Genomic DNA, 26865 nt, shown 5'->3' on the forward strand with positions numbered 1-26865 from the left:
ATCGTTCTAAACAAGCGCCGGTCGAGCCAGCTTCGGATCGGCGCGTTCCCCGCACGATGGGCGATCGGAACACGGATCGTGTCCGCGCCTTAGCATGATCGTGGGGGGCCAAAGCAAGGATTTGTCGTTTTCGACCTTGACGCCGCCAGTGGTTTTTCCCGGATGACTTCGCCCCGCGCCTACCTCGACCACAACGCGACCTCACCGGTTCGGCCGGAGGTGGCGGCTGCCGTGGCGCGGGCGCTCACCCTGCCCGGCAACCCCTCGTCGATCCACGCGGAGGGCCGGGCGGCCCGGGCCGCCCTGGAGACCGCCCGCGAGGCGGTGGCCCGGCGGGTCGGCGCCGGCCCGGGCCGCGTGGTGTTCACGAGCGGCGGCACCGAGGCCGCCAACGCGGTCCTGTCCGGCGCCCTGGCGCGGACGGGACAGTCCGCACCCACGCGCCTCGTCCTCGGCGCCACCGAGCACCCCTGCGTCTCGGCCGGCCACCGCTTCCCGGCGGAGGCGGTTGACCGCGTGCCCGTGGATGGCGCGGGCCTGATCGACCTCGGCGCGCTGGAGACCCTGCTGCGCCGGCATGCCGCGGCGGACGTGCTGATCTCGGTCCATGCCGCTAACAACGAGACCGGCGTGATCCAGCCGCTGGCGGCGATCGTGGCCCTGGCCCGGGCGCATGGCCGCGCCCTGGTGCATACGGATGCGGTCCAGGCGATCGGCAAGATCCCCCTGGACATGTCGGCCCTCGGCCTCGACGCCCTCAGCCTCTCGGGCCACAAGTTCGGCGCCCCGAAGGGCATCGGCGCCCTGGTGCTCGCTGAGGGCGTGACCCTCGGTGCGGGCTTCCTGCGCGGGGGCGGCCAGGAGGCGCGCCTGCGCGGCGGCACCGAGAACCTGCCCGGCATCGTCGGGCTGGGGGTCGCCGCGGACCTCGCCGATCCCGCCTCCGCGGACCGCCTCGCGGATCTGCGCGACGGCATCGAGGCGGGGCTGCGCGCCTGCGCACCCGACCTCGTCGTGTTCGGCGCCGGCGCCCCGCGCCTGCCCAACACCCTGTGCTTCGCCGTTCCGGGGCTCAATGCCCCGACGGCGCTGATGACGCTGGATCTCGCCGGCGTCGCGATCTCGTCCGGCTCGGCCTGCGCCTCCGGAAAGGTCGCCCGCTCGCCCGTTCTCGCGGCCATGGGCGTCACCCCCGCGCTCGCCGCAGGGGCCCTGCGCGTGAGCCTCGGGTGGAACAGCACCGAAAGCGACGCAGCGCGGTGTCGCGCCGCCTGCGAACGCCTGGTGGAGACCCTATATCGACGGCAGGGGCACGCGGCGTGAGTGCCGCCTTCCCAAGCCATCCGACCCACACCCGGCCCTTGACGCCGGGCATGTCAGGAGACGTGTAATGCCTGCAGTGCAGGAAACCATCGACCGGGTCCGCTCGATCGACCTCGACCAGTACAAGTACGGGTTCGAGACCACGATCGAGATGGAGAAGTCCGCCAAGGGCATCTCCGAGGACGTGATCCGCTTCATCTCGGCCAAGAAGGACGAGCCCGCGTGGATGCTGGACTGGCGCCTCGACGCCTACAAGCGCTGGCAGACCATGCAGGAGCCCGATTGGGCCCGGGTGTCCTATGACAAGGTGGACTACAAGGACATCTACTACTACGCGGCGCCCAAGCGCCCGGCGGCGATGTCGCTCGACGAGATCGACCCGGAGATCCTGAAGACCTACGAGAAGCTGGGCATCCCGCTGCGCGAAGTCGAGGTGCTGGAGGGCATCGCCCCCGAGCGCCGGGTCGCGGTCGACGCCGTGTTCGATTCGGTCTCGGTGGCCACCACCTTCAAGGCCGAGCTGTCCAAGGCCGGTGTGATCTTCATGCCGATCTCGGAGGCGATCCGCGAGTACCCGGACCTGGTGCGCAAGTATCTCGGCTCGGTCGTGCCCGTGACCGACAACTTCTTCGCGACCCTGAACTCGGCGGTCTTCTCCGACGGCTCGTTCGTCTACATCCCGCCGGGCGTGCGCTGCCCGATGGAGCTGTCGACCTATTTCCGCATCAACGAGCGCGATACCGGCCAGTTCGAGCGCACGCTGATCATCGCCGACAAGGGCTCCTACGTCTCGTACCTGGAGGGCTGCACCGCCCCGAAGCGCGACGACAACCAGCTCCACGCCGCCGTGGTCGAGCTCGTCGCCCTCGATGATGCCGAGATCAAGTACTCGACCGTCCAGAACTGGTACCCGGGCGACAACGAGGGCAAGGGTGGCATCTACAACTTCGTCACCAAGCGCGGCGATTGCCGCGGCGCCAACTCGAAGATCTCCTGGACGCAGGTCGAGACCGGCTCGGCGATCACTTGGAAGTACCCGTCCTGCATCCTCCGCGGCGACAATTCCCGCGGCGAGTTCTACTCGATCGCGGTGTCGAACGGCATGCAGCAGGTCGATTCCGGCACCAAGATGATCCATCTGGGCAAGAACACCACCAGCCGGATCATCTCGAAGGGCATCTCGGCCGGGCGTTCGCAGAACACCTATCGGGGCCTCGTCTCGGCGCACCGCAAGGCGACGGGCGCGCGCAACTTCACCAACTGCGACTCGCTCCTGATCGGCGACCAGTGCGGCGCACACACCGTGCCATACATCGAGTCGAAGAATTCCTCCGCGCAGTTCGAGCACGAGGCCACCACCTCGAAGATCTCGGAAGACCAGATGTTCTACTGCCAGCAGCGCGGCCTCTCTAACGAGGAGGCGACCGCGCTCATCGTCAACGGCTTCGTCCGCGACGTGCTGCAGCAGTTGCCGATGGAGTTCGCCGTCGAGGCCCAGAAGCTGATCTCGATCAGCCTCGAAGGCTCGGTGGGCTGAGGACAAGGGACGCCGCGAGCCGTCGCGACGCGGCGCCGGCGCTCTGGTTCCCCATGGGGGGACCGGAACGCCCGGCGCCCTGCCGTCCGGGCCGGCAGCCGCACATCAGAGCTTTCCGACGCCAGGGACCGTTTCGGTTCCGCGCCGGGTATTCAACCTAGAACGGACTATGCTGCAATGATCGAAATCAAGAACCTCGTGGTCGCCATCGAGGACAAGCAGATCCTCAACGGCCTCAACCTCACCGTGAACGACGGCGAGGTCGCCGCCATCATGGGCCCGAACGGCTCGGGCAAGTCGACCCTGTCCTACGTCATCGCGGGCAAGGAAGATTATGAAGTCCTCGACGGCGAGATCCTGCTCGACGGCGTCAACATCCTCGAGATGAGCCCCGACGAGCGCGCCGCCTCGGGCGTGTTCCTGGCCTTTCAGTACCCGCTGGAGATCCCGGGCGTCGGCACCATGACCTTCCTCAAGGCGACCCTGAACGCCCAGCGCCGGGCGCGGGGCGAGGGCGAGCTCTCGACCCCCGACTTCATCCGCCGGGTGAACGGGGCGGCCGAGAAGCTCGAGATCAACAAGGACATGCTCAAGCGCGCCCTCAACGTCGGGTTCTCCGGCGGCGAGAAGAAGCGCATGGAGATCCTGCAGATGGCGCTCCTGGAGCCGAAGTTCTGCGTCCTCGACGAGACCGATTCCGGGCTGGACATCGATGCGCTCCGCATCGTCTCCGAGGGCGTCAACGCGCTGCGCGCCCAGGGTCGCTCGTTCCTCGTCATCACCCACTACCAGCGCCTGCTCGACTACATCGTGCCGGACGTGGTCCATGTCATGTCGCAGGGCCAGATCGTGAAGTCGGGCGACAAGGACCTCGCCAAGGCCCTCGAAGCCTCCGGCTACGCCGAGTACCGCACGGGCGAGGCCGCCTGACCATGGCCGACATCACCCCCCTCCGCACCGCGGCCGAGACCGGGCTGTCCAAGCTCTTCGAAGCCACCAGGATGAAGTACCCGACGGGCGTCTCGATCGCCCGCGAGGAGGCGTTCCGCTACTTCGAGGCGGTGGGCCTGCCGACCCGCCGGGTCGAGGCCTTCAAGTACACCGACCTGCGCTCGGCCTTTCGCGATGCCGCGCACCCGGCGGAGATGCCGGCGGCCGAGGTCGCTGCGCGCGCCGTCGCCGATGCGAAGGGCTTCGCCGGGATCGAGGCGGTGCGCCTCACCTTCGTCAACGGCCACATGATCGCGGATCTGTCCGACCTCGGCCGCATCCCGGCCGGCATCACGGTCACGCCGCTGACCCAGGCGCTCACCGACGGGCACGCCCTCCTCGAGAAGCTGGCGCCGGTGCGCCAGGCGTCCGAGAATCCGATCTATCAGCTCAACACGGCCTTCCTGGCCGATGGCGTGCTGATCGCCGTGGAGCCCGGCGCCAAGGTCGAGACCCCGCTGCACCTGCGCTTCATCGCCACCGGATCGGAGACGTTCTCGACCGCCACCCGCGCGCTCGTGGTGCTGGGGGAGGGCGCGGAGGCGCTGGTCCTGGAGAGCCATGAGGGGCCGGACGGCGTCGCCTACCAGCCCAACGACGCCCTCGACGTGACGGTGGCCGACAACGCCACCTTCCGGCACGCCCGCCTGAACGCGGAAGGCCGCGAGGCCGTGGCCCTGTCGACCTTGTCGGTCAAGCTCGGCGCCGCGTCGGCGGTCGAGACCGTCAACGTGGTCGTCGGCGGCGTACTCTCGCGTCACCAGGTCTACCTGAACTTCGCCGGAGCCAACGGCCGCGCGGTGGTGAACGGGGCGGCCATGCTCAACGGCCGGCAGCTCGCCGACACCACCTTCCTGGCCGATCATGCCGCCACCGGCGGCGTGAGCCGCGAGCTGTTCAAGACCGTGGTGGATGATGCGGCCACGGGCGTGTTCCAAGGCAAGATCATCGTCCAGCAGGCGGCTCAGCAGACCGACGGCAAGATGATGTCGGCCTGCCTCATCCTGTCCGACGAGGGGCAGATGATGAACAAGCCCGAGCTGGAGATCTTCGCCGACGACGTCGCCTGCGGCCACGGCGCCACCTGCGGCGCCCTCGACGAGGACCTGCTGTTCTACCTGATGCAGCGCGGGCTTCCGAAGGCCCAGGCCGAGAGCCTGCTGGTCCAGGCCTTCCTGGGCGCAGCCATCGAGTCGGTCAGCCACGACGGCGCCCGCGAGGCGCTGATCGGCACCATCGAGGCGTGGCTCGCGGCGCGGGGCTGATCGCACCCCGCCGACGGCCCTCTCCCGCGACGGGGGAGGGCCGCGCGCGTCCGACACCACACAGGTCCACCCATGAACGCACCCGTCCCGAACATTCCCTACGACGTCGAAGCGATCCGGGCCCAGTTCCCGATACTCGGCGAGAAGGTCTATGGCCGGCCGCTGGTCTATCTCGACAATGCGGCCTCCGCGCACAAGCCGCGCGCGGTCATCGACGCGATGGTGGCCTGCATGGAGACGGGGTACGCCAACGTCCATCGCGGGCTGCACTTCATGGCGAACGCCGCCACGGAGGGCTTCGAGGGCGCGCGCGAGACCACCCGGCAGTTCCTGAACGCCGACTCCACCGACGAGATCATCTTCACCCGCAACGCCACCGAGGCCTACAACCTCGTGGCCTCCTCGATGGGTCTGCTCGGCCAGATCGGGGAGGGCGACGAGATCATCCTGTCGATCATGGAGCACCACTCCAACATCGTGCCCTGGCACTTCCTGCGCGAACGGCGTGGCGCGGTGATCAAGTGGGCCCCGGTGGACGACGCGGGCAACTTCCTCGTCGAGGCGTACGAAAAACTCTTCACGCCGCGCACCCGGATGGTGGCGATCACCCACATGTCGAACGTCCTCGGCACGGTGACGCCGGCGGCCGAGATCGTGCGCATCGCCCATGCGCACGGCGTTCCCGTACTCCTCGACGGGGCCCAGAGCGCGGTGCACACGCCGATCGACGTGAAGGCGCTGGATTGCGACTTCTTCGTCTTCACCGGCCACAAGGTCTACGGTCCCACCGGCATCGGCGTGCTCTACGGCAAGAAGGAATGGCTGGAGCGGCTTCCCCCCTACCAGGGCGGCGGCGAGATGATCCGGACGGTGAGCCAGGACAGCATCACCTACAACGATCCGCCCCACCGCTTCGAAGCGGGCACGCCCGCCATCATCGAGGCGGTCGGCCTCGGGGCCGCGCTGGAGTTCATGATGGGCGTCGGGCGCGATCGGATCGCCGCCCACGAGGCGTCCCTGCTCGCCTACGCGCAGGAGCGCCTGGGCGCCATGAATTCCCTGCGGATGATCGGCACGGCGAAGGGCAAGGGCGGCGTCATCGCCTTCGAGATGAAGGGCGCGCACGCCCACGACATCGCCACCGTGATCGACCGCTACGGCGTCGCGATCCGGGCGGGGACGCATTGCGCGATGCCGCTGCTCACCCGCTTCGGCGCCACCTCCAGCTGCCGCGCCTCCTTCGGCCTGTATAACACCACGCAGGAGGTGGACGCCCTGGCCGAGGCGCTGGCCAAGGCCGAGATGATGTTCGCCTGAACGATTTTCGAGCGGGGCCCGGCCACTCCGCGCCATCGCGAGACCAGGACAGAGACCCATGAGCGATTCAGCCATCACCGGGGGGGCCAACACCCCCACCATCGCGAGCGACTCGGCGATCCCGCCCGAGGAGCTCGACCGCCTGACCGACGACATCGTGGTCGCCCTGAAGAGCGTCTACGATCCGGAGATCCCGGCCGACATCTACGAGCTCGGACTGATCTACAAGGTCGACATCGCCGACGACCGAAAGGTCGCCATCGACATGACCCTGACCGCGCCGGGCTGCCCCGTGGCCGGCGAGATGCCGGGCTGGGTCGAGACCGCCGTGGCCGCCGTGCCGGGGGTCCAGTCCTGCAGCGTCACGATGGTGTTCGATCCGCCGTGGGATCAGAGCCGGATGTCCGACGAGGCCCGCGTCGCGCTGGACATGTGGTAGCGGACCGTCAGGCGATGGGGGCCTCGCGCAGTCCGACGAAGGTCATGCCGTCGTAGATGTCGGCCAACGACAGGGTCGCACCGATGGCGGGCAGATCGACCTCCGCGTCCATGGTCTCGAAAGCCTGCGTATCCCAGGTTTCTCCATCGCGCCGATAGAGCGTGGCGCTGGGCCAGCGTGTTTCCCCGAGCTGGATGTAGGCGATCGTCGGATGTCGCTTGTATTCTTCCAGCTTCCGGAAGCGATCGAGGGTGCTCGTCGAGGGCGACAACACCTCCACGACGAGGCGCGGCGTCCGACTCTCGTAGCTGTCCAGGATCAGGGCTCCGCATTCCACGGTGACGTCCGGACGGCGCAGGGGCGCGATCCCGGTGCGCGCAGCTGGCCATGAAGAGCGGCGATGATGTTGACGGTGCCCCGGTCCTGCCGGGCGCTGGCCCCCGTCATCATCTTCACAAGGGGGTACCGGCACGCCCTCGACGAGTTCGTGGAGACGATCCTGGCGCTGCTGCCAGGCGACAAACGCCTCGACGCTCATCGCGCGCCGCGCCCTTCGTGCCATGAAAGCCTCCATCGGCCGTCGCCGAGGATAACGCGGTTCAGGTCGGCTTCCGCCGGCCATGGACCGCAGGCTCCGCAATCCTTATCTTAACCGGGTTCAAGCACCCTCACCCGCCCGGGCCTTGAACCCGGCCGTCGGAGAGACATCATGGCATCGAAGTTCAAGGTCCTGTCGCTGACCGACGCGGCGGCAGCCCGCATCAAGGCGATCATCGCCGATGCGGACCAGCCCATCGCGGGCGTCCGGGTCGGCGTGAAGAACGGCGGCTGCGCCGGCATGTCCTACACCATGGAATATGCCGAGGGGCAGAAGCCCGGCGAGGACAAGGTCGAGGATCGCGGCGTCACCGTCTTCGTCGATCCGAAGGCGCTGCTGTTCCTGCTCGGCACGCAGATGGACTTTCAGACCAGCAAGCTCTCGTCCCAGTTCGTGTTCAACAACCCGAACCAGACCTCGGCCTGCGGCTGCGGCGAGTCCGTGGCGATCACCCCGGTGAACCCCGAGGCGGTCCACGCCGGCGCCTGAGGCGCCGGGCCGGACGCAGGATCAGGCGACGCTCGACAGGTCCGCGACGCGCGACAGGTCCATGTCGGCGTCGTCGACCGTCCGGTTGCGGCCGTCGCGCTTGGCCCTGAACATGCACTGGTCGGCCCGCTCGAGCAGCGACACCGCGGTGTCGCCCGGGCGGTGCATCGCCACGCCGAGGGAGATCGTGATCTTGCCGAGCGACTCCCCGGTGGACCGCTTCACCAGTTCGCGCGCCATCACGCTGGTCCGCACCGTCTCGGCGAGGGCGTAGGCCGCCGCCCGGTTCGTGGCAGGCAGCAGCATGGCGAATTCCTCGCCGCCGAAGCGGGCGAGGACCGCGCGGGCCTTCACGGGCTCGCGCATCACCATGGCCACGAGGCGCAGCACCTGGTCGCCCGTGATGTGGCCGTAGACGTCGTTGAAGCGCTTGAACGAATCGACGTCGATGACGATCAGGCAGGCCGGGGCGGCCGGGGAGGCCCCCTGGACCAGCCGGCACAGGCTGTCCTCGAAGTGCTTGCGGTTCGACAGGCCGGTGAGCGGATCGGTGAGGCTCTCCAGGCGCGTCGCCTCCAGGGTCTCGCGCAGGGTCTCGATCTCGCGCCGGCTCTCGCGCATCCGCGCCTCAAGGGTGCGGTTGTTGGCCGTGACCTCCCGCGTCGTCGCCACGAGGGCGGCCACCACCTTGTGCACTCCGGCCGCCGTCGGGACCGTCCCGTCGAGGTCTCGCGCCAGGGTCCGCAACGACGCGTCGTACTGCGCCGTGGAGCCGAGGGAGAGGTCCAGCACCTCCATCACGCCCGCGATCTCCGACAGGACGCTGCTGCTCGCCCGCTCGGTGGCGGTCGAGAGGCGCGAGGGATCGAGATAGCTTTCGTAGAGGCCGTCGATGTCCGCGTGGCTCAGGCGCCCCGATGCGGCCGTGAGGCGCTTCACCGCGTCGTTCATCTGCGGCTGCGTGCCCGAGACGTAGGCGTACCAGACGGCGTAGGCGCGCGGTTCCGCCGACGGACCGTAATCGCGGATCAGCGCATTGGCACGCTCGGCCAGCGCAAAGCTCCGTTCGCGGTCGCCCTGACTGCCGCCCATCGTTCGTCCAACCGTCCCATCCACCCGGCCCGATCCCGGAGCGGAGCGTTTCCGCAGGATCGCATCATGCGGACGCGATGGTGGAGATGCGGTTAAGGTTCGACAGGATGAACGACTGGCGGTGTCACGTTACTTCGAAGATTTGACCACGGCCGGACGTAGCAGAAAGGCCGGCACATGCGAGCCGAGACCGACGGGTGTCTCGCCCTCGTCTTCGTCGCTGCGCCGCCGCGGCGAACGACGCTCGTCGCGGGACCGCTCGGCCGTGCGCTCGGGACGGGGCGCCCGCTGCGGGGCCGGGGCCGCGGGGGCGGCAAGGTCCTGCGCGACCTCCGCCTCCGGGGCCGCACGCTCGGACGAACCCCGGCGGGACGACCGCCCGCCCCGTCCGTCCCGGCGTCCCTCCCGCTTGGGGGCGCGCTCCTCGACGGACGCCTCGGGCCGATCGCCGGCCTCGGGCCTGGCATCGGATCGGGCGCTCTCGGCCCTCGGCTCCGAGCGGCCGGCCGATGCGGCGCGCCCCTCGGGATTCCGGCCCTCGGGATTCCGGGCCTCGGACTTGCGCCCTTCGGATCGGCGAGCCTCGCCGCCGCGGACCTGCCGGCCGGTCTTGCCGCGGTAGCGCGTGCGGGTCGCCTCGCCCTCCGCGGAAGGGGCGGATTCAGGCACCGAGGCGAGGTCGCCCTCGGCCCAGGGGATCGGCTGGCCGATCAGCGCCTCGATGGCGTGGAGCGAGCGCTCGTCGGACCGGCTCACCAGGGTGAAGGCGTGCCCGGCGCGACCGGCGCGGCCGGTGCGGCCGATCCGGTGCACGTAGTCTTCCGGGTGATGCGGCACGTCGAAGTTGAAGACGTGGCTCACGGCCGGGATGTCGAGGCCGCGGGCCGCCACGTCGCTCGCCACCAGGAGCGGGACCTCGCCCGAGCGGAAGGCGTCGAGGGCGATGGTGCGGGCGCGCTGGTCCATGTCGCCGTGCAGGGCGGCCACGTTGAAGCCGTGGCTGGCAAGCGACTTCTGCAGCAGCGCCACGTCGCGCTTGCGGTTGCAGAAGATGATGCCGTTGTTCAGCTCGGCCTCGCCCCGGATGAGGCGCCGCAGGAGGTCGCGCTTCTCGTGCCCCTCGGAACTCGTGGCCACGAGCTTCTGCACGATGGTCGAGGCGGTGGAGGCGGGCCGGGCCACCTCGATCCGCTGCGGGGTGTGCAGGAACATGTCCGCCAGCCGCTCGATCTCCGGCGGCATGGTGGCGGAGAAGAACAGGGTCTGGCGCGTGAAGGGCACCATCTTCACGATGCGCTCGATGTCGGGAATGAACCCCATGTCGAGCATGCGGTCGGCCTCGTCGATGACGAGGAGCTCCACGCCGGTGAGCAGCAGCTTGCCGCGCTCGAAATGGTCGAGGAGCCGGCCCGGCGTCGCGATCAGCACATCGGTGCCGCGCATCAGCTTGGCGTCCTGCTCCGCGAAGGAGACGCCGCCGATGATGAGGGCGACGTTGAGCTTGTGGTTGATGCCGTAGCGGTCGAAATTCTCCACCACCTGGGCGGCGAGCTCGCGGGTCGGCTCCAGGATCAGGGTGCGCGGCATGCGCGCCCGGGCACGGCCGTTCTCCAGCAGGGTCAGCATCGGCAGCGTGAAGGCCGCCGTCTTGCCGGTGCCGGTCTGGGCGATGCCGAGGACGTCGCGGCGCGCGAGCACGTGGGGGATGGCCTGGGCCTGGATCGGCGTGGGCTCGGAATAACCGGCCGCCGTGACGGCCTGGAGGACTTTGTCGCTCAATCCGAGGTCGGCAAAAGACATATTCTATGAGAACCGTTGCGCGCGGGAATGGACCAACCGGCGCGGAGGACATCGACACGGCGACGGCTGGCATCAGGGGCGGCTTCGACACTCGACCCGCCGCGCACACGCGTTGCGGGGACACTTAGGGCCTTGCACGGCCTTGTCAATCGAGGGGAGCCCAAGCAGGACGGCTTATCCGCAGGCCCGTGGTCCGGCGTCCCCCGTGGCCGAGCTCTTGCTCGGGCCCTTGCTCAGGCCTGCACCATCCCCACCCTGGACGAGGTCCGGACCCCCTTGCGCATCCTCCTCATCAACCCGAACACCACCGCGTCGGTCACCGACCTCGTGGCCGGCCATGTCCGGGCGATCGCCGGGGCCGGCGTCACCCTGGTGCCCGCCACCGGGCGATTCGGGGCCCGCTACATCGCCAGCCGCGCGGCGGCGGCGATCGCCGGGCACGCCGCCCTCGACGCCTTCGCCGCACACGGGGCCGGCTGCGATGCGGTCTACCTCGCCTGCTTCGGTGATCCTGGCCTCGCCGCCCTGCGCGAGGTCTCCCCGGTGCCCGTGGTCGGGATGGCGGAGGCCGCCTGCCGGGCCGCGCAGGCGGGCGGGCGGCGCTTCGCCATCGTCACGGGCGGCGTCCTGTGGGGACCGATGCTGACGGAGTTCGTGGCCGGCCTGGGCCTCGGCGAGCGCCTCACCGGCGTGCGCACCGTCGCGCCTACGGGGGGCGAGATCGCCGCCGACCCGGAGGCGGCCCTCGGCCTCCTGGCGGCGGCCTGCACCGCCTGCGTCCGGGAGGACGGCGCCGAGGCCGTGATCCTCGGCGGTGCGGCCCTGGCCGGCCTCGCCGCACGGATCCAACCCGCCGTCCCGGCGCCGGTGCTCTGCTCGGTGGAGGCCGGGACCCGCGCCGTCCTGGCCGCCGCGGCCGGGGCAAGGGCCGGGCGACAGGCCGAGGCTCCGCCCCTCGCGAGCCTCGGCCTGTCGCCGGCGCTCACGGCCCTGTTGGCGGGCGACTGACGGCCTCTCCGCCACGCGGCGATGATTCCTTGCAGGGCAGGGCGCAGGGAAAGCCCCTGCGTCGGTTCTGCAGGCCCATGTCGCTTGCGGCGCAAGGCATCCACGCCGTGCGTCGGCTCGGCGGTTCGGGCGGGACAACGCCTCCCGGATCTTCGTGCACGAGAGCGACGGGCTAGGCTTGCGCACCGGTGTCCGCGCAGGGCTCGCCCCCACGGCGGCGCGCCCCCTCGCCCGAGAGGGGAGGATCTGACAGGCGAGAATCCAATAGGCAGGGATCCGACAGGCAGGGATCCGACAGGCAAGAAAACGCCGAGACGGACCAGCGCTCGGCAGAATTCTGCCGGCCCCGCACATCTCAACAAAGTGTTCAGCCGCGCCTTGATTTCAACACGGCTTGCACAAACCGAAGATCACCTGTTTCTCGTGGATGTGCGTGATGGCACCCCCACGCAAAGGTCAGGATGACCGATCGCTAACCTTTACCCTTCTTTGACATCTGGGGGCCTAATAGGTGGCCTTGTTGCAGGAAAGCGACAGACCTCGCGTCGGCCAGGGACTACAAGCGCGCCGGCTCTCGCCAACCAGGACCAGGTAAACCAATGAAAAGACTGCTTCTCGCCTCCACCGTGCTCGCCGGCCTGACTGCCGTCGCTTCGGCCGCCGACCTTCCGCGCCGCGCGGCTCCCCCGGTGTTCGTGCCGGTGCCGGTGTTCACCTGGACCGGCTTCTACGCCGGTTTCAACGCCGGTTACGGCTTCGACGCCGACCGTCATCGGCGTGAACGGCGCCAGCACCCTGGTCCTGCCGGGCACCACCGCTGCCATCGCCTTCGGCAACGGCCGCAGCAACGACGGCTTCGTCGGCGGTGGCCAGATCGGCTACAACTACCAGTTCACCCCGGGTTCGGGCGTGGTCGTCGGTATCGAGGCCGATGCTCAGTACGTCGACTTCGGTCGTGAGCGGAACCGCTTCTCGGCCACCGGCCCGCTGGCCGCCCAGCAGGTCTTCAACCCGGCCGGCGTCTCGGGCCTCGACTACTTCGGTACCGTCCGCGGTCGCCTCGGCTACGCCTTCGACCGCACCCTCGTGTACGGCACCGGCGGCTTCGCCTACGGTTCGGGCGGCGGTCGTGACTTCGGTCTGACCAACTCCAGCCGTGACGACTTCCAGACCGGCTGGGCTGCCGGCGGCGGTATCGAGTACGCGCTCCCCACCGACTCGTTCCTGAACTTCTTCAAGTCCTCGGCCGTGACTGTACGTGAACCTCGACCAGGGCAACCGCAACAACGGCGCCTTCGCGGTCAACAACGTCGGCACCGTCATCACCACCACCAGCCCGGGCGTCGTGCTCGTCAGCGGCGGCCGCCAGGTGCGCGACACCGAGTTCGCCGTCGTCCGCGCCGGCCTGAACTACAAGTTCGGCTCCTACTAGGATCGACGGGACTTTTCGGTTCGGCCTGAGCGTCCCCAGCCCCGATCATCTGGCCGCTTTCGTCGTCACGCGCCTCGAGGAGAGATCCTCGGGGCGCTTTCGTTTGGCTGCATCGCGAGCCTTGGCACGTGGACGAAGTGCCGGACGTGTCGACTCCCTGCCGACGGATCACCGTGACCGCGGCGCGGCCCAGCGCGTCGTCCGGAAGCTGAGCGCCGAGCCGCCGCTGCTCGCGCCTGACCGGATCGGCCCGGATGGTGCCAGCCCCCATCCGCCCGCCATCGTCGCCACCAAGCGAGCCGGTCTCTTGGCCGGTGCCCCACCGCCTGTGGGATCGCGCACCTGCAGCCGGGGATCGAAAACGAACAGGTCCGGGTCGCGGCGACCAAGCGCCGCTTCGGCGGCTTTCCGCCCTTCCGCACGGCCAGGCGGACCATCGCGGGCTTCGAGCCCGGGTGCGGCTGCGCAAGAGTTCCGGGTGTGCGAGAGTTCCGGGTGTGCGAGAGATCCGGCTGTGCAAGAGCTTCGGCTGGGCAAAAGCTTCGGTCTCGTCGGCGCCCCGTCGCGCGCCGGACCCGCCGTTCGCCGTCTGCGATCTCCCCCATGAAGTGCGACACGCCCCTTCGCGGTCCTGACGCCCCTTCGTGGTCCTGGAGAACGGCGCAGACCCGCCGTCCTCGCGGACGGAGTCCCGCGCCTAGGGGCTCGATGTCGCGAGGGCGGGCAGGTCCGCCCCGGCCTCGATCTCGGCCGCCGAGGGCAGGCGCCCGAGGCCGAGCAGATGCAGGAAGGCGGTGAAGGCCTTGTTGCGGCCGATGCTGCAGGCGGCGGTCACCCGGTCGCCCGTGACGTAGTAGGCAATGAAATCGAGGGCGGCGGGGTCGCCCTGCAGGACGATCCGGTCGAAACCCTTGGCATAGCCGCCGTAATCGAGCCGCTTGTCGCCCTGGTTGCTCCAGAAGAACGGCACGCCCGTGAACGCGCCACCCCGGCCGAGGATGGCATGGGCCACATGCGTGCCGTGTTGCTGCGCGAGGCGCCAATGCTCGATCCGAGCGGTCTCGCCGCTCGCCGTCTCCGGGAACGCGGCGATGTCGCCCGCGATCCAGGCGCCCTCCGCGAGCCTGAGGTCGCCGCCGACCGTGAGGCCGCCATCCTCGTCGGGGGTGACGCCCCCGATCAGGCCGGTCTCCGGCCTGGCGCCCGCGCCGACGAGGACGATGTCGGCCGGAAGGCGTCGTCCGTCCTCCGTCTCGACCGCTTCGACGCGGTCGGTGCCGGTGATCCTGGCGACGGAGCCGGTCTCGAAGGTGACGCCGTTGCCGGCATGGTACCGCTTCAGCGCCGCGCCCACCGCCTCGCCGAAGCGCTTGGCGAAGGGGATGTCCTCGCGCGCCAGCACGGTGACGGACAGCCCGCGCTTGGTGAGAAACGCGGCGGCCTCCAGGCCGATGAACCCGGCGCCCACGACGACGACGGATTTGGCCTCGCCCGCCGCCTCGCTCACCCGGACCGCGTCGTCGAGGCTGCGCAGGGTGAAGACCCCGCCGAGGTCCTTGCCGGGGAAGTCCGGCATCACCGCCCGGCTCCCGGTAGCGACCAGGATCGCGTCGGCCTCAAAGGTCCGGCCATCCGCCAGGGTGACGGCGCGCCGGGCGGGATCGACCCCGGTGACGTCCCCGGTGACACGCTCGACCCTATTGGCCTGCGCGAAGTCGGGCTCGATCAGCACCTTCTCCGGCGGGGTCGGCTTGGCCAGGAACTGCTTCGAGAGCTTGGTCCGGTCGTAGGGCGGGTGGGCCTCGCGGCCGACCAGGGTGATGTGGCCGTCATAGCCTTCGCGGCGCAGGGTCTTCACGCAGGCGACGGCCGCCGCGCCCGCGCCCACGATGAGCACGCGCGCCACGGGCGTGTGCGCCGTCTGCATCGGCGCCGGCTCCGGCGTCAGGGTCGCGACGGCGTCGGACCCCTCGATGCGGACGGGGTAGCGCGTCAGGGACTCGAGGGCCGGCGGCTCCTCCAGGCTCCCGTCGGCCAGCGCGAAGGCGGCCTTGTGCCAGGGGCAGTAGAGGCGTCCGCCGCAGATCTCGCCCTTGGCGAGCGGCGCCCCGAGATGCGGGCACTTGGCCTGGAACGCCCGCACGCCGGAGGCGTCGCGCACGAACAGCACCTTCTCGTCCCCGGCCGCGCCCTCCGTCATGCCTCCCATCGGGATCGCGTCGAGGGCGAGGCGGATCTCGGTTCCGGGCATGGCTGGCGTCTCTCCTGGCAGGCGTCGTCGCGCCCGGCCGGACAAGTCGCCGAACCCGTTCCGGTTGCAGCGTGCGACATCGCGGGCTTGGGCTTCGTCGGCCGGCGCGTCGCCCGTCACGCCGCGCGGGGCCGGACGGGGCGTGGACCCCGCGAAGAGATCGCGGCCAGGGGATCGCGGCCAGGGGATCGCGGCCATCGGGGCTAACGCGATCCGGCCGATCTGTCCGGGTCTCCGACCGGCGCGTCCCGCCGAGCGGCGCTTCCGGACGCCGCTCGGCGGGGCCTCAGATCGGCTTGAGAAACTTGCACTTCCCCCCTTGGGCCCAGGGACCCTGCACCCGTGCCTCGGCGCAGAACGCGTCGACCGCGCGGGTCACACCGGGGAAGCGGCCTCCCAGGCTGTCGTAATCGTCGGCGATGAGGAGGCCGCCCGGGCGCAGGACCGGCCACCAGGCCCGGAGATCCGCCGCCACGGAGGCCTCCTCGTGACCCGCGTCGAGATGGATGACATCCGCGGTCACGCCGCGCAGGCGCAACAGTTCGGCGGCGTTCACCGAGTCCAGCGGAAGGGGCAGGACCCGGTCCGCGAGCCCCTCGCGCAGCACGTTGGCCAGGAAGGTGCGGTACAGGCTCGGGTAGCCGTGCTCGGTGGCGAGTTCGGCGAACAGGTCCGCGTCGGCCCAATGGTCGACGGCACCGAGCCAGGTATCGACCGCGATGACGGTCCCGTCGACGCCGTGCGCCGCCAGGGATCGGGCCAGGTGCAGGGTGCTGGCGCCCTTCCAGGCGCCGATCTCCACGACCACCTCGGGGCGGAACGCCCTGACGGCGTCGTCGAGATAGGGGTGGACGCTGCGCCAGCCCTGGAGGTCCAGGGGACGCAGGGTGGCCGGCGGGTTCGCGAAGGGATCGCGGCCGTGCCAGAGGGCCTCGAGGAGGGCGCGGCGGGTCGTCGGGGGACGGCTCATGGTGTCGGCTCGCGCTGCGGGTCGCGCCCGCCCGGGGATCGGGTGCGTCTGGGGACGTCAGTCATGGGCGGCGCGGTGCGCATGCGCGTAGAGCTCCTCGCAGCGCGTCAGCCAGCGATCGCGGGTGAACAGGCGCAGGACCCGCGCGTGCGGGACCGTGCGCGGAATCGCGAGGGCCTCGCCGATCGCCCGGGCGAGGGCCGGCCCGTCGTCCGGCGGCGCGAGATGTCCGGCCTCGCCGACCACCTCCGCGGCCGCCCCCCTGGCAAGGCCCGCCACCGGCACGCCGCAGGCCATCGCCTCGATGGCCACGAGGCCGAAGGGCTCGTCCCAGCAGGGCGTGAACAGGAAGACGGAGGCGCGGCCGATCTCGTCCGCCAGGGCCTCGCCGGAGAGATGGCCGCCGTAGCGGATCGCCCCGCCGAGCTGCGGGGCGATCCGTGCCTCCCAGTAGGCCCGGTCCTCGATCGGGCCGAAGAGGGTGAGGGGAAGCCCGGCCTGCCGGGCTGCCGCGACGGCGCAATGCGTGCCCTTGATGGGCGCGATGCGCCCGGACCAGACGGCGCCGCCGTCGCCCCGGTCCCGAAAGGGCCAGGCCGCGGGATCGACGCCGTTGTGGAGCACGGACACCTCCGGCGGCGCGCCCTCGGGCCACCAGGTTCCGCGCTGGGCCTCCGAGGTCACGGTGATCCGGTGCCCGGGCACGAGGCTGTCCGCCACGAACCAGCGCAGGGCGTCGTAGGGCGGGACGTGCAGCGACGTGACGGTGGGCACCTCCGCGAGACGCCGGCGCTTCAGGGGCAGGCGGCTCAGGGAATTGTTGTGCAGCACGTCGAAGCCCCCGGCCGCGATCCGGTCGCAGGCGGCGGCGTATCCGCCATCCACGTGGGCCTTGAGCCCGGCATCGCCCCGATGTTCCAGGCCCGGGAAGCTACGCTCGTGGTGGACCGGGATCACCGGATCGACGGGGAAGCGCGGGTCGCTGTCCCCGGCGGCGAAGAGGACGACCTCGTGTCCCCGCGCCGTCAACCCATCGGCCAGCGCCCAGCACTGGGCCTCCATGCCGCCCGCGAAGGGCCGCGCCACCGGATGGCGCAGATGGGCGAGGAGCGCGATCCTCACGCCGTCGCCGCCGCGGCGGCCGCCTGGGCCTCGAGGTGGCGGATGACGGAGGCCGAATTGCTGTAGGGCTGGTGGCTCTGCTGGCCGGTGAGCGCGAAGTCGCCGGCCTCCGGGCGACGCAGGATGCGGATCGGCCGGTCGGGGGTGTCGTCGATCAGCCCCATCACCTTGAAGGCGTAGAGCCAGTGGCCCATCGTGCGGTAGCCCCACTTGGCCTCGAACAGCTCGGCGTTGCGCACCACGCTGTCGAGGTGGTGGACCGGCGGCATGTGATGGGGATGGTACTGGTGATAGGCCAGCCCGCCCTTCATCCAGGCGATGGGGATGCCGGCCTGGTCGAGGACCTTGCCGAAATCCGTGTCCTCGCCGCCATAGCCGGTGTAGCGCTCGTCGAAGCCGCCCGTGGCCAGGAAGGTGGCGCGCCGGATGGCGAAGTTCAGGGACCAGAAGCAGCGGTAATCCGGGCAGATCTCGAGACCGGAGGCCGGGGGACCGCGGCGGTCGGAATGGCGCTCGGCGACCTTCGCGAAGTCCTCGCAGGTCCAGTCCCCCGCGGTGGCGCGCTCGGGCAGGTGGAGGACCTCGCCCATCAGCAGGCCGTCGAGTGCGTCGAGGCCGCGCGCGTAGTCGGCCACGAGGTCGGGGGCCGGGATGCAGTCGACGTCGAGGAAGACGACGGCGTCGCCGCCGGCCGCCGCCACCCCGCGGTTCCGCGCCGCCGCCAGCGGCAAGTCGGTGCCCGGCACCCGGATCTGGCGGACCGGGAAGGCGACCTCGGGCAGGTCGTAGGGCGCGTCCTGCATCACCGCCACGATGAACTCGGCGGGGACCTGCGTCTGGCGCTCCAGGCCGAGGAGAACGTTGCGCAGGTGCGCCGGCCGTCCCTTGGCCAGGGTCACGACGGAAACGGTGGACATGGGGCGGTCTGGCTCCGGGGGGTTCGAGCGTGGGGGAAGCGGGCGGTCAGCCGGCGGCGGCGACCGTGCGGGCGGCGGGCGTGAGGGGGACGGGCTCCGCCGCGCCGTGCCAGAGTTCGTCGGTCAGGCCCTCGAGCCAGCCCGCGGCGCGGGCGGCGGCGTCCGGCGCGTAGAGGCTGCGCAGGGGGGCGGTGTCGAGGGCGCGGGCCCGGGCGAGGAGGTCGCGCCAGCCCTGGAGATCGCCGGGCCAGACGGGGGCCTGGACGGCGGCGCCGAGGCGGACCAGGGCCTCGGCCTTGCGGGTCTGCTCGCCGAAATAGCGCCATTCGGGCATCACGATCAGGCGTCCGCCCACGCGGGCGACCTCGTGGACGGTGTTGTCGCCGGCGGAGGCCACCACGATGTCGGCGGCGGCGAGGTAGTCGGTCACCGAGGGCACCCAGCCGAGTTCGCGCAGGTTGGAAAAATCGGTCTCGTGGCCCTCGCGATGGGTCGGCCCCAGGGTCAGCCACAGGGCCTCGGGGGCGGCCCGGGCGGCCACCGTCAGGGGCGCGTAGGGCGTGCCGCTGCCCCCGCCCCCGGTCACCGCGACGACGATCTCGCGGTCCGGGTCGAGGCCGAGCCGCTCACGGGCCTCGGCCCGATCCGGCACCCGGTCGACGCTGGTGCAGAGGCCGCCGCTGTAGAAGGTCTTGGCCCGCAGGGCGGCCGGGTAGTCGTCCTGCTCCAGGCGGGCGTCGAAGGGGGCCAGCATGCCGACGCAGGCCTCGTAGGCGCCCACATGGCCGATGTCGGCGCGGTCGCCATGCATCCGGATCTGCACCGCCGGCACGCTGGCGATGCGCGCCAGCAGCGCGATCTCCGCCGAGACGTCGACCACGAACAGGCCGACGTCGCGCTCGTCGAGATGGTCGAGGATGCGCCGCATGGTCCGGCGCATCGGGGTGAGGCCCAGCGGCACGCAGTGCATGACCTGGGGCGTCGGCTCCGCGTAGAGGCGCGGCGTCGGCACCTCGGCGCCGATCATGTCGGGCAGCGGCACGATCTCGATGTCGCGGGAGAACCCGTCGAAGAGCTGCGGGCCCGCGGTGAGCACGGAGACGGGCCGGTCCCGGGCGAACGCGGCGGCCACCGCCATCGTGCGGTTGGCGTGGCCCCGTCCCTGGTGATGGACGAAGAACGCAATGGGTTTCGTCATGGCTGTCGGGTTCGCGATCCGTCAGGAGAACAGGGCGTCGGGCTTCAGGGCGGCGGCGATCTCGGGAACCCCCGGCCGGCGCAGGACCCGGATCGCGGGGGCGTCGTCGGCCCAGTCGATCAGCCCGGCGTCCCGGAACTGGCCGAGCCAGTAGGTCATGCACCAGCGCCCGTGCGTGTTCCGGAAGCGGGCGGCGTTGGCCAGGATGGCGTCGAAGTGCTGCAGCGGCGGCACGTGGACGGGATGATGCTGGTGGTAGGCCCGGGCGCCCCCGACCCAGTAGGTCGGCAGCCCGGAGGCGGCCAGGCGCGCGGCGAAGTCCGTCTCCTCGCCGCCATAGCCGCGATAGGCCTCGTCCATGCCGCCGACGGCGCGCCAGGACCGGGCCGGGAGCGCGAAGGACAGCCCCCAGAGCTGGCCGGGATCGGCCTCCCGGCGCAAGGCGTCCGGCGGGATCGCGGGGCGGGCCGGATGGGCCCGGCCGAGCCGGGCGAGGGCCGCTTCGTCGGCGGCCGCCTCCGGGCTCAGCCCCGTGGGCAGGTACAGGACCTCGCCGAGGAACAGGCCGTCGGTTTCCCGGGCCGCATGCCGGTAGGCCTCCACGACGGTGGGGGAGGGGATGCAGTCCACGTCGAGGAAGATCAGGAGATCGCCCGTGGCGGCCTCGGCCGCGCGGTTGCGGGCGGCGGCGAGGGGCATCGGTTCCCCCGCCACGTGGCGGTGGCGCACGGGACAGCCCGGATCCGGCAGGTCGGGCGCGCGGTCCGGTTGCATCCAGGCGATCACCAGTTCGCGCGGGCGCACGGACTGGCGCGCCAGCCCGGCCATGAGGTTGCGCAGGCGGTCGGCCCGGCCGCGCACCAGGGTGAGGACGCTGGCGCCAGGATCTGCGGAGGGTCCGGCGGAGGACCCGGCGGACGGATCAGCCGGCATCGGCCAGCATCCGGCGGAAATGGCCGACGCCCTCGATGATGCCGCGGGCGTGCGAGGCCCGGGCCACGTAGGAGTGCTGCAGGGCGGCGTTGCTGGCGAGATCGTCGGAGTAGTTGGCCACGATGATCGCCTGCGCCTGGGCGCGCAGCATCTCGACGTCGTTGCCCGAATCGCCGGCCACGAACACGGCCCGCTCCGGCAGGCCGTAGAGGGCCCGGACATGGCCCACCGCCGTGCCCTTCGAGGCTGCCTCCGGCAGGACGTCGAGGTAGAGGCCGTGGCTGTGGATCACGTTCGCGGCGAGTCCCGCCCGCACGAGGGCCGCGCGGACCCTCTGGGCGGTCGCCGCATCCCCGAAATAGCTGAGCTTGTGCCCGCGCTGCTCCAGGGGCCCCTGGGGCACCAGACCGTCGAGATCGGAGAGCGCCGCGTGCACACCCGCCCGGTCCCAGCCCGCCGACACGGTGGCGCGCCAGGCGGCATCGGCCGTGTAGGTCACGCCGTTGGGGTCGAGGTGGTAGATTTCCGATCCCACCGAGGTGATCATCACCTGCGGGCGCGGGCTGGCCTGCTGCTCCAGGATCGCCATGGCGCTGTGGAACGAGCGGCCGGTGGCGACTCCGAAGGCCAGACCCGCCTGCCGGCTGCGCCAGCGCCGGAAGATGCCGAGGGCCGCCTCGCAGCCCACCAGCGTGTTGTCGATGTCGCAGACGAGGAGTTGCCGCGCATCCGCCAGCGGCGGGGTCGGGACGCACAGCGCCCGCAGCAGGTCGTGGTAGCGCGCGGCGTGCCGGTCCCAGTCATAGGCGGCGGCCGCGCGGGCGCCCCCCGCCACGCAGCGGGCATAGAGGGTGGGATCGTCCAGGATGCGCAGGCACGCCGCCGCGATGGCGTCGGGGGTGCGCGGATCGACGAGGAGCCCGTTGCCGCAGGTCTCCACGATGTCGTTGGGGCCGCCGCTGTCGGTGGCCACCAGCGGCAGGCCCGCGGCCGAGGCCTCCAGGAGGGTCAGGCCGAAGGGCTCGTTGAGGGCGGGATTGACGAAGAGGCCGCCCCGCGTGCGGGCATAGGCGTAGAGCGCCGGCACATCCTCCGGTCCGTGGGTCTTGGGGTAGGCCACCCGCCCGTAGAGGTCGTAGCGGTCGATCAGCACCAGGATCTCCCGCATGGTGCCGGCCATGTCGCCGTCGAGGGCGTCGATGTCCTCGCGGGTCCCGGCCATCAGGACGAGGTTGGCCCGCGCCTGCAGGGCGGGGCTCTCGCCGTAGGCCCGCACCAGGGCGCCGAGGTTCTTGCGCGCCACCGGGCGGGCGAGGGCCAGCAGCGCCGGCTTGCCCGGCTCGTGCAGGAAGCGGTCGATGGTGGCGTCCACGCGCGGCAGGGGTTCGGCCGCCGCGAACCGGGCCAGGTCGCTGCCCGGCGGCAGGACGCGGATGCGTCCCGGATCGTAGGCCGCATACCCGGCATACTGCACCTCCGCCTCGTCGCGGGACGAGGCGACGACGAGACGCGCGCGCGCGAGTGCGCCCTCCTCGGCGGCGATGCGGCGCGCGAGATCAGGGCAGGCTTCGGCGCCGTGGCCGAGCATCGCGGCCTTGACCCGCCCGAGGGAATGGGCCGTGAACACGAAGGGGATGCCGAGGGCATCCTCGATGAGCGTCGCCACCGAGGCGGCATCGGCGTAGTGGGCGTGGATGAGGTCGGGCGGCTGAGGCTGCGCCGCGATCCAGTCCATGAGGTTGCGCGCGAAGCTGTCGACCTCCGCGTGCATCGCCTCCTTGGCGCGGTAATCCGGTGACGCGCTCGGGAGCCGCACGAGCGTGACCTTGTCGGAGATGCGCTCTTCGGGCACGGCGTAATCCGGGCCGAGCGCGCCGTGAAACAGGCGCGTCGCGATCACGATCCGCGCGATCCCGGCATCCTGGGACGAGGCAGCCACCAGATCGAGCAGGTAGCGGATGTGGCCACCCGTATCGGCGGTGAGCCCGAACACGACCCCGCCGCCGCGCAGGCAGCCTTGCAGGGCGACATGCAAGACGAACATCAGGCCGCTTGCAACTCAAGCGTCTTCCGACAAACAGAATTCAGGCAAAGAAACGTTACCGGGGAGGTACATACCGTGATTCGTGTCGCCCAAATCGCCCCCAACATATTCCCCGTTCCCCCTGAGCACCACGGCGGTACGGAGAGGGTCATACATGACCTCAGCACGGCACTGGTTAACCTAGGTGTGGAGGTAACGCTCTTCGCGCCTTCGGACAGTGCGACAGACTTGCCGCGCATCGGCGACCAGCCGAGCCTCGCGGCCCTGGAGCGGCGCCACGGGCGGGTCGCGCCGGGGGTCCCGGCAGCCCTGGACGCCCTGCAGCTGGAAGCGCTGCGCTGCCGGCTGGACCAGTTCGACATCGTGCATGGCCACGGGGAGTTCGCCCATGCGGCGCTCCTCGGCGCGCGCCGGCGCCACAGCCTCACGACGGTGCACTGGCGGGTGGACGAACTCGACCGGGCGCTGTTCTTCGCGGGCTTCCCCGACCTGCCGGTGGCGGCGATCTCGGCGGCGCAGGCGGCCGGCATCCCGCCGGCGAACCGGGCCGGGATCGTGCATCACGGCCTCGCGCGGGACCGCTACGCCCTGAGCCCGCAGCCCGGCCCGCACGTCGCCTTCGTGGGCCGGATGACCGACCAGAAGCGGCCGGACACCGCGATCCGGGTCGCGCGCGCCGCCGGCCTGCCGATCCGCCTCGGCGGCACGATCGATGTCGGCAATCCCGATTATTTCGAGCACCGGGTGCGCCCGCTCCTGGGGGCGGACGCCGTCTATCTCGGCCCCGTGGACGATGCCCGCAAGGCCGACCTCCTGGGAAGCGCGCGGGCGCTCCTCTTCCCCATCGACTGGCCGGAGCCCTTCGGCCTGGTGATGATCGAGGCGATGGCCTGCGGCACGCCCGTGGTGGCCTGGAACCGCGGCTCCGTGCCGGAGATCGTCGAGGAGGGCGTGACCGGCTTCATCGTCGCCTCCGAGGCCGACGCGGTGGCGGCCCTGGCACGGATCGATCAGCTCGACCGGGCCCTGATCCGCCGGCGCTTCGAGGCGCGCTTCACCGCCGCGCGCATGGCGGCCGACTACCTCGCCCTCTACCAGCGCCTGCTGGCCGCCTGATGCGCGTCGCCCTCCTCGCCTGGGACTACCCGCCGGCCCCGAGCGGCCTCTCGACGGCGGCCCGCGAGATCGCCGAGAGCCTCGCCGAGGGCGGCGCCGACGTCACGGTCTTCAGCCTCGACCGGACGGGGCGCGAGCGCCGCGGCGGCGTCACGGTGGCGGGCTTCGCCCTGCCGCCCGGCGGCGGGCTCGCGCGCCTGCGCCGCTGGGGGACGGCGGGGCACCTCGCCGCGCCGCTCGCCTTCCGGCGCGCCGTCCTGGCGGCCCATGCCCGCCAGCCCTTCGACGTTGCGGAAGCCACGAACTGGTACGCCCCCGGCGCCCTGCTGGCCGGGCGCCGGGATCTCCCGCTGGTCACGCGCAGCTCGACGCCCGCGGCCTTCACCCGGGACACCCCCGAAACCCTGCGCGACCGCCTCGACGGGTGGGCCGCCGACGCCCTGGAGCGCGCCCAGGCCCGGGGCAGCGCCGGGCTCATCGCCAACACCGCCGCGCACGGGGCGGTGATCGCCCGGGCCTACGGCCTGTCCGGCCGGCAGCCGGAGGCGGTGATCGGCCTCAGCCTTCCGCCGGAGATCACGGCGGCGGCCCGCGGCGCCGCCTACCCGGACGCGGCCGGGCCGGTGCGCCTGCTCTTCGTGGGCCGGGCGGAGGCGCGCAAGGGCTTCGACGCGCTCCTCGGCGCGGTCGCGATCCTGGCCGACGCGGCGGAGCGGGGCGCCGGTCCCGCCTTCCGCCTGGACCTGATCGGCGTGCCCCCGGAGGACCTGCCGGGGGACCTGCCCGAGGCGGCCCGCGCCCGCATCCACGCCCGCGGCCGGGTGCCGGCCGAGGCCCTGGCGCAGGCCTACGGGTCGTCCCACGCGGTGCTCGCCCCCTCGCGCTACGAGAGCTTCGGGCTCGTCTACCAGGAGGCCCTCGCCTATGGCCGGCCGGTGGTGGCCTGCGCCGAGGACGCCAGCGCCCGCGCCTTCGTGGGGGCGCCGGATGCGGGGCCCCTGGCGCGGGAGGCCACCGGCGCGGCCCTGGCGGAGGCCCTGCGCCCGCTGCTGGCCGATCCGGCGCTGCGCGAAGCTTACCGGAGCCGGGCGCTGGCGGCGTCCGGCCGCTTCACCCGGGCGGTCCTGGGGCGCGAGACGCTCGCCCTCTACGCCCGGGCCATCGCGGCGGCCCGGACCCGTCCGAAGCGGCGCGCGTCCGCGCCTCAGTCCCGGTAGGGGCGCAGCAAAGCGGCCTCTTCCTCGGGTCGCCCGTGCCCGGGCGCGAGGCGCTCGTAGTGCCGGGAGCGCGCCAGGACGTGGGCCCGGTCGAGATGGTGCTCGATCGCCCCGTGCAGGGCGATGAGGCTGCGCGGCCAGCCGCCGTCGAGCATCGGCCGCTCGTGCACGCGGCCGGCATAGCGCACGGACCGGCGGTTCAGGCGGTACTGGACGTCCGGGTAGACGTCCGAGCGGATGCCGTCGACGTGGTTCCGGCGCGCCAATCCGATCGAGACGACGTCCCCCGCTTCCGCCAGGGCCGCCAGGGACGGCAGCCGCCGGCCGGCGTCCACGGCCAGGGTCTCGTCGGCGTCGAGCTGCAGCATCCAGGGATGGCGGGCGAGGTCCTGGAGGGCGTTGCGCTGGGCGGCGAAGTCCTGTCCCAGATCCCGCTCGCGATCCTGCCCCAGGGGCCGGGCCCCCACCCGCAGGGTCCCGCGCGGAAAGCCGGCGGCCGGCACCGCAGCGGCCGGTCGTGTCTCGGCATCGAGGAGGATCACGACGTCGTCGGTCCAGGCCGCATGGACCGCGAGCCCCGCCAGGACCGCCTCCAGCGCGGCGGGGCGGCAGAGCAGGCCGAGGGAGACGGGCCGCCCCGCCGCCCCGTCGAGCGCGTAGAGTTCCCCGCGCGCGGCATGCCGGTCGTGGGGTCGGCGCAGGGCCGTATGCCCGGCGGCGTCGCAGGGCCGGACGCCGAGGGCGTGGCCGGTGGCGGCGCTGCGCAGGGTGTAGAGGTCGAGGCCGTAGGGCGCGTCCGGGTCGGGGTCGAAGACCGGGCCGGCGAGCTGTTCGGCCAGGTGCGCCCGGCAGGCCGCCGGATCGGCCCCCGCCTCCAGCAGGAGGCCGCAGGCGCCGCAGGCGATCGGGAACGCCCTGACCCGCCCGTTCGGATAGGCGAGGTGACGGCGGCTCGGCCCGAGCATGTCGGCCGCGCAGACGAAGCATCGGCGGATCATCGGTCCCGGCCCTCGTTTCCCCTCGCCGCAGAAATCCCCCCGGCATCGCAAGGATCCGAACGGACCTTGCCGCGCCGGGCCGGCGCCATACCTCTGCTGCTCCGCGAACCCCTGCCGCAGTTGGACATCGAGGTCGACTCCCCGCGTATGCTCGACCTGTTCCCCTCCGCATCGGGACCCCTCGCCCTCGTCGGCAACGCCCCGGGGCTCGATGCCGCCGCCGCGATCGACGCGGCATCCTCGATCGTGCGCTTCAACAACGCGCCGGGCTTCGGCGGCCGCGCCGGCGCGCGGGTCACCCATCTCGCCCTGGTCAATCGGGGCGGGCAGATGCGCGAATGGCTCGCCGACCCCCGCTTCCTCGAGCGCCCGGTGGTCCGGTGCGCGCAGGCCTTCATCCTGCCGTTCCCGATGCTGCCGGCCGAGCAGAACCGGCCCGAACCAGTGTGCTGGACCCGCGAGGCGATGGATTTGCTGGCCCCCCTCGGCAAGCCCGTCCACATCCTGCCCGAGGACCTGCACCGGGCGGCGCGGCTCCGTCTCGCCGCCGTCATGGCCGACACCGGCACGGACGAACCCGGCACGGATGAATCCGGCCCGAGCGGGCGGCCGAACCCGAGCACCGGCTTCCTCGTGACGCTGGCCTTCCTCCTCGGCCGTCCCCTCCGGTGCGGCCCGGTCGAGGCGCACGGCTTCGGCTTCGACGGCTGGCCCGGGCATCCCTGGGCGGCGGAGCGGGCCTGGTTCCGGCAGGCCGAGGCGGCCGGGCAGCTCCGCCTCCATCCGTGCCGCCCGTGACCCTTTCGACC

General features: G+C 71.7%; 22 protein-coding genes and 1 pseudogene. 12 read left to right on the top strand and 11 right to left on the bottom strand.

The features are described 5' to 3' along the window. Positions 1 to 162: 162 nt before the first annotated feature. The 6 genes from ASG51_RS06325 (at position 163) to ASG51_RS06350 (ending at position 6871) form a co-directional block, all read left to right on the top strand. On the top strand, positions 163 to 1323 hold the full coding sequence (locus tag ASG51_RS06325; RefSeq protein WP_056379776.1) for a cysteine desulfurase family protein: 1161 nt from the start codon (positions 163 to 165) through the stop codon (positions 1321 to 1323). Between the two features lie 67 nt (positions 1324 to 1390). Continuing rightward, the gene (sufB, locus tag ASG51_RS06330) at positions 1391 to 2860 is read left to right on the top strand and encodes a Fe-S cluster assembly protein SufB (RefSeq protein ID WP_056217733.1); all 1470 of its coding nucleotides are present in this window, start codon (positions 1391 to 1393) and stop codon (positions 2858 to 2860) included. A gap of 177 nt (positions 2861 to 3037) precedes the next feature. Beyond that, on the top strand, positions 3038 to 3790 hold the full coding sequence (gene sufC, locus ASG51_RS06335; RefSeq protein ID WP_056217730.1) for a Fe-S cluster assembly ATPase SufC: 753 nt from the start codon (positions 3038 to 3040) through the stop codon (positions 3788 to 3790). Positions 3791 to 3792: 2 nt separating this feature from the next. Continuing rightward, entirely contained in the window at positions 3793 to 5115 is a 1323-nt protein-coding gene (sufD, locus tag ASG51_RS06340) for a Fe-S cluster assembly protein SufD (RefSeq protein WP_056379777.1), read from the top strand. 72 nt (positions 5116 to 5187) lie between these two features. After that, the gene (locus tag ASG51_RS06345; RefSeq protein WP_056379779.1) at positions 5188 to 6432 is read left to right on the top strand and encodes a cysteine desulfurase; all 1245 of its coding nucleotides are present in this window, start codon (positions 5188 to 5190) and stop codon (positions 6430 to 6432) included. 58 nt (positions 6433 to 6490) lie between these two features. After that, complete coding sequence (locus ASG51_RS06350; RefSeq protein ID WP_056217719.1) at positions 6491 to 6871, top strand: SUF system Fe-S cluster assembly protein; 381 nt, start codon at positions 6491 to 6493, stop codon at positions 6869 to 6871. Positions 6872 to 6878: 7 nt separating this feature from the next. Here ASG51_RS06350 and ASG51_RS06355 read toward each other — a convergent pair whose 3' ends face one another. Further along, complete coding sequence (locus ASG51_RS06355) at positions 6879 to 7409, bottom strand: Uma2 family endonuclease (protein WP_244480073.1); 531 nt, start codon at positions 7407 to 7409, stop codon at positions 6879 to 6881. 171 nt (positions 7410 to 7580) lie between these two features. Here ASG51_RS06355 and ASG51_RS06360 point away from each other — a divergent pair, with 171 nt between their 5' ends. Next, on the top strand, positions 7581 to 7958 hold the full coding sequence (locus ASG51_RS06360; protein ID WP_056217716.1) for an iron-sulfur cluster assembly accessory protein: 378 nt from the start codon (positions 7581 to 7583) through the stop codon (positions 7956 to 7958). A 21-nt stretch (positions 7959 to 7979) separates the two neighbouring features. On the opposite strand, the gene ASG51_RS06365 is transcribed toward ASG51_RS06360, so the two are convergent. After that, positions 7980 to 9050: a GGDEF domain-containing protein gene (locus tag ASG51_RS06365; RefSeq protein ID WP_056276914.1), complete on the bottom strand. Its 1071-nt coding sequence runs from the start codon at positions 9048 to 9050 to the stop codon at positions 7980 to 7982. Between the two features lie 129 nt (positions 9051 to 9179). Then, the gene (locus ASG51_RS06370; protein WP_056379781.1) at positions 9180 to 10850 is read right to left on the bottom strand and encodes a DEAD/DEAH box helicase; all 1671 of its coding nucleotides are present in this window, start codon (positions 10848 to 10850) and stop codon (positions 9180 to 9182) included. Between the two features lie 276 nt (positions 10851 to 11126). Between ASG51_RS06370 and ASG51_RS06375 the strand changes: the two genes are divergently transcribed. Both ASG51_RS06375 and ASG51_RS06380 read left to right on the top strand, forming a co-directional pair. Then, positions 11127 to 11858, top strand: a complete 732-nt coding sequence (locus ASG51_RS06375) for an aspartate/glutamate racemase family protein (protein WP_056276920.1) — start codon at positions 11127 to 11129, stop codon at positions 11856 to 11858. 599 nt (positions 11859 to 12457) lie between these two features. Beyond that, positions 12458 to 13290, top strand: a pseudogene (locus tag ASG51_RS06380) (porin family protein). Positions 13291 to 13987: 697 nt separating this feature from the next. Here ASG51_RS06380 and ASG51_RS06385 read toward each other — a convergent pair. The 7 genes from ASG51_RS06385 to ASG51_RS06415 form a co-directional block, all read right to left on the bottom strand. Then, positions 13988 to 15541 carry an FAD-dependent oxidoreductase gene (locus ASG51_RS06385; RefSeq protein ID WP_056379786.1) on the bottom strand — a complete coding sequence of 518 codons (1554 nt, stop codon included), beginning with the start codon at positions 15539 to 15541 and terminating at the stop codon, positions 13988 to 13990. Positions 15542 to 15827: 286 nt separating this feature from the next. Further along, on the bottom strand, positions 15828 to 16511 hold the full coding sequence (locus ASG51_RS06390; protein WP_056277067.1) for a class I SAM-dependent methyltransferase: 684 nt from the start codon (positions 16509 to 16511) through the stop codon (positions 15828 to 15830). Between the two features lie 57 nt (positions 16512 to 16568). Continuing rightward, complete coding sequence (locus ASG51_RS06395; RefSeq protein WP_056379788.1) at positions 16569 to 17633, bottom strand: glycosyltransferase; 1065 nt, start codon at positions 17631 to 17633, stop codon at positions 16569 to 16571. Continuing rightward, complete coding sequence (locus ASG51_RS06400) at positions 17630 to 18550, bottom strand: galactosyltransferase-related protein (protein WP_056277062.1); 921 nt, start codon at positions 18548 to 18550, stop codon at positions 17630 to 17632. Before ASG51_RS06400 ends, ASG51_RS06395 begins: the two co-directional genes overlap by 4 nt. Before the next feature lie 46 nt (positions 18551 to 18596). Next, positions 18597 to 19748: a glycosyltransferase gene (locus ASG51_RS06405; protein WP_056277059.1), complete on the bottom strand. Its 1152-nt coding sequence runs from the start codon at positions 19746 to 19748 to the stop codon at positions 18597 to 18599. Between the two features lie 21 nt (positions 19749 to 19769). After that, entirely contained in the window at positions 19770 to 20681 is a 912-nt protein-coding gene (locus tag ASG51_RS06410; RefSeq protein ID WP_056379790.1) for a galactosyltransferase-related protein, read from the bottom strand. Then, positions 20671 to 22725 carry an HAD-IIB family hydrolase gene (locus ASG51_RS06415; RefSeq protein ID WP_056379792.1) on the bottom strand — a complete coding sequence of 685 codons (2055 nt, stop codon included), beginning with the start codon at positions 22723 to 22725 and terminating at the stop codon, positions 20671 to 20673. Before ASG51_RS06415 ends, ASG51_RS06410 begins: the two co-directional genes overlap by 11 nt. Before the next feature lie 75 nt (positions 22726 to 22800). Between ASG51_RS06415 and ASG51_RS06420 the strand changes: the two genes are divergently transcribed. Together ASG51_RS06420 and ASG51_RS06425 are read left to right on the top strand one after the other, a co-directional pair. Further along, positions 22801 to 23841: a glycosyltransferase family 4 protein gene (locus ASG51_RS06420; protein WP_056379794.1), complete on the top strand. Its 1041-nt coding sequence runs from the start codon at positions 22801 to 22803 to the stop codon at positions 23839 to 23841. Then, complete coding sequence (locus ASG51_RS06425; protein ID WP_056379796.1) at positions 23841 to 25058, top strand: glycosyltransferase family 4 protein; 1218 nt, start codon at positions 23841 to 23843, stop codon at positions 25056 to 25058. Before ASG51_RS06420 ends, ASG51_RS06425 begins: the two co-directional genes overlap by 1 nt. Here ASG51_RS06425 and ASG51_RS06430 read toward each other — a convergent pair. After that, positions 25046 to 26056 (bottom strand): hypothetical protein, encoded by a 1011-nt coding sequence (locus ASG51_RS06430; RefSeq protein ID WP_244480074.1) that lies wholly within the window; start codon positions 26054 to 26056, stop codon positions 25046 to 25048. The two genes, ASG51_RS06425 and ASG51_RS06430, sit on opposite strands and share 13 nt — an antisense overlap. Positions 26057 to 26203: 147 nt before the next feature. On the opposite strand from ASG51_RS06430, the gene ASG51_RS06435 reads away from it, so the two are divergent. Next, entirely contained in the window at positions 26204 to 26854 is a 651-nt protein-coding gene (locus tag ASG51_RS06435) for a hypothetical protein (RefSeq protein WP_156389607.1), read from the top strand. Positions 26855 to 26865: the final 11 nt, after the last annotated feature.

It is taken from the genome of Methylobacterium sp. Leaf465, assembly GCF_001424705.1.
Taxonomy (GTDB): domain Bacteria; phylum Pseudomonadota; class Alphaproteobacteria; order Rhizobiales; family Beijerinckiaceae; genus Methylobacterium.

Coding starts and splice junctions, on each gene's coding strand:
- ASG51_RS06325 (WP_056379776.1), top strand. CDS start 163: ATGACTTCGCCCCGCGCCTACCTCGACCACAACGCGACCTCACCGGTT.
- sufB (WP_056217733.1), top strand. CDS start 1,391: ATGCCTGCAGTGCAGGAAACCATCGACCGGGTCCGCTCGATCGACCTC.
- sufC (WP_056217730.1), top strand. CDS start 3,038: ATGATCGAAATCAAGAACCTCGTGGTCGCCATCGAGGACAAGCAGATC.
- sufD (WP_056379777.1), top strand. CDS start 3,793: ATGGCCGACATCACCCCCCTCCGCACCGCGGCCGAGACCGGGCTGTCC.
- ASG51_RS06345 (WP_056379779.1), top strand. CDS start 5,188: ATGAACGCACCCGTCCCGAACATTCCCTACGACGTCGAAGCGATCCGG.
- ASG51_RS06350 (WP_056217719.1), top strand. CDS start 6,491: ATGAGCGATTCAGCCATCACCGGGGGGGCCAACACCCCCACCATCGCG.
- ASG51_RS06355 (WP_244480073.1), bottom strand. CDS start 7,409: ATGAGCGTCGAGGCGTTTGTCGCCTGGCAGCAGCGCCAGGATCGTCTC.
- ASG51_RS06360 (WP_056217716.1), top strand. CDS start 7,581: ATGGCATCGAAGTTCAAGGTCCTGTCGCTGACCGACGCGGCGGCAGCC.
- ASG51_RS06365 (WP_056276914.1), bottom strand. CDS start 9,050: ATGGGCGGCAGTCAGGGCGACCGCGAACGGAGCTTTGCGCTGGCCGAG.
- ASG51_RS06370 (WP_056379781.1), bottom strand. CDS start 10,850: ATGTCTTTTGCCGACCTCGGATTGAGCGACAAAGTCCTCCAGGCCGTC.
- ASG51_RS06385 (WP_056379786.1), bottom strand. CDS start 15,541: ATGCCCGGAACCGAGATCCGCCTCGCCCTCGACGCGATCCCGATGGGA.
- ASG51_RS06390 (WP_056277067.1), bottom strand. CDS start 16,511: ATGAGCCGTCCCCCGACGACCCGCCGCGCCCTCCTCGAGGCCCTCTGG.
- ASG51_RS06400 (WP_056277062.1), bottom strand. CDS start 18,550: ATGTCCACCGTTTCCGTCGTGACCCTGGCCAAGGGACGGCCGGCGCAC.
- ASG51_RS06405 (WP_056277059.1), bottom strand. CDS start 19,748: ATGACGAAACCCATTGCGTTCTTCGTCCATCACCAGGGACGGGGCCAC.
- ASG51_RS06410 (WP_056379790.1), bottom strand. CDS start 20,681: ATGCCGGCTGATCCGTCCGCCGGGTCCTCCGCCGGACCCTCCGCAGAT.
- ASG51_RS06415 (WP_056379792.1), bottom strand. CDS start 22,725: ATGTTCGTCTTGCATGTCGCCCTGCAAGGCTGCCTGCGCGGCGGCGGG.
- ASG51_RS06425 (WP_056379796.1), top strand. CDS start 23,841: ATGCGCGTCGCCCTCCTCGCCTGGGACTACCCGCCGGCCCCGAGCGGC.
- ASG51_RS06430 (WP_244480074.1), bottom strand. CDS start 26,056: ATGATCCGCCGATGCTTCGTCTGCGCGGCCGACATGCTCGGGCCGAGC.
- ASG51_RS06435 (WP_156389607.1), top strand. CDS start 26,204: ATGCTCGACCTGTTCCCCTCCGCATCGGGACCCCTCGCCCTCGTCGGC.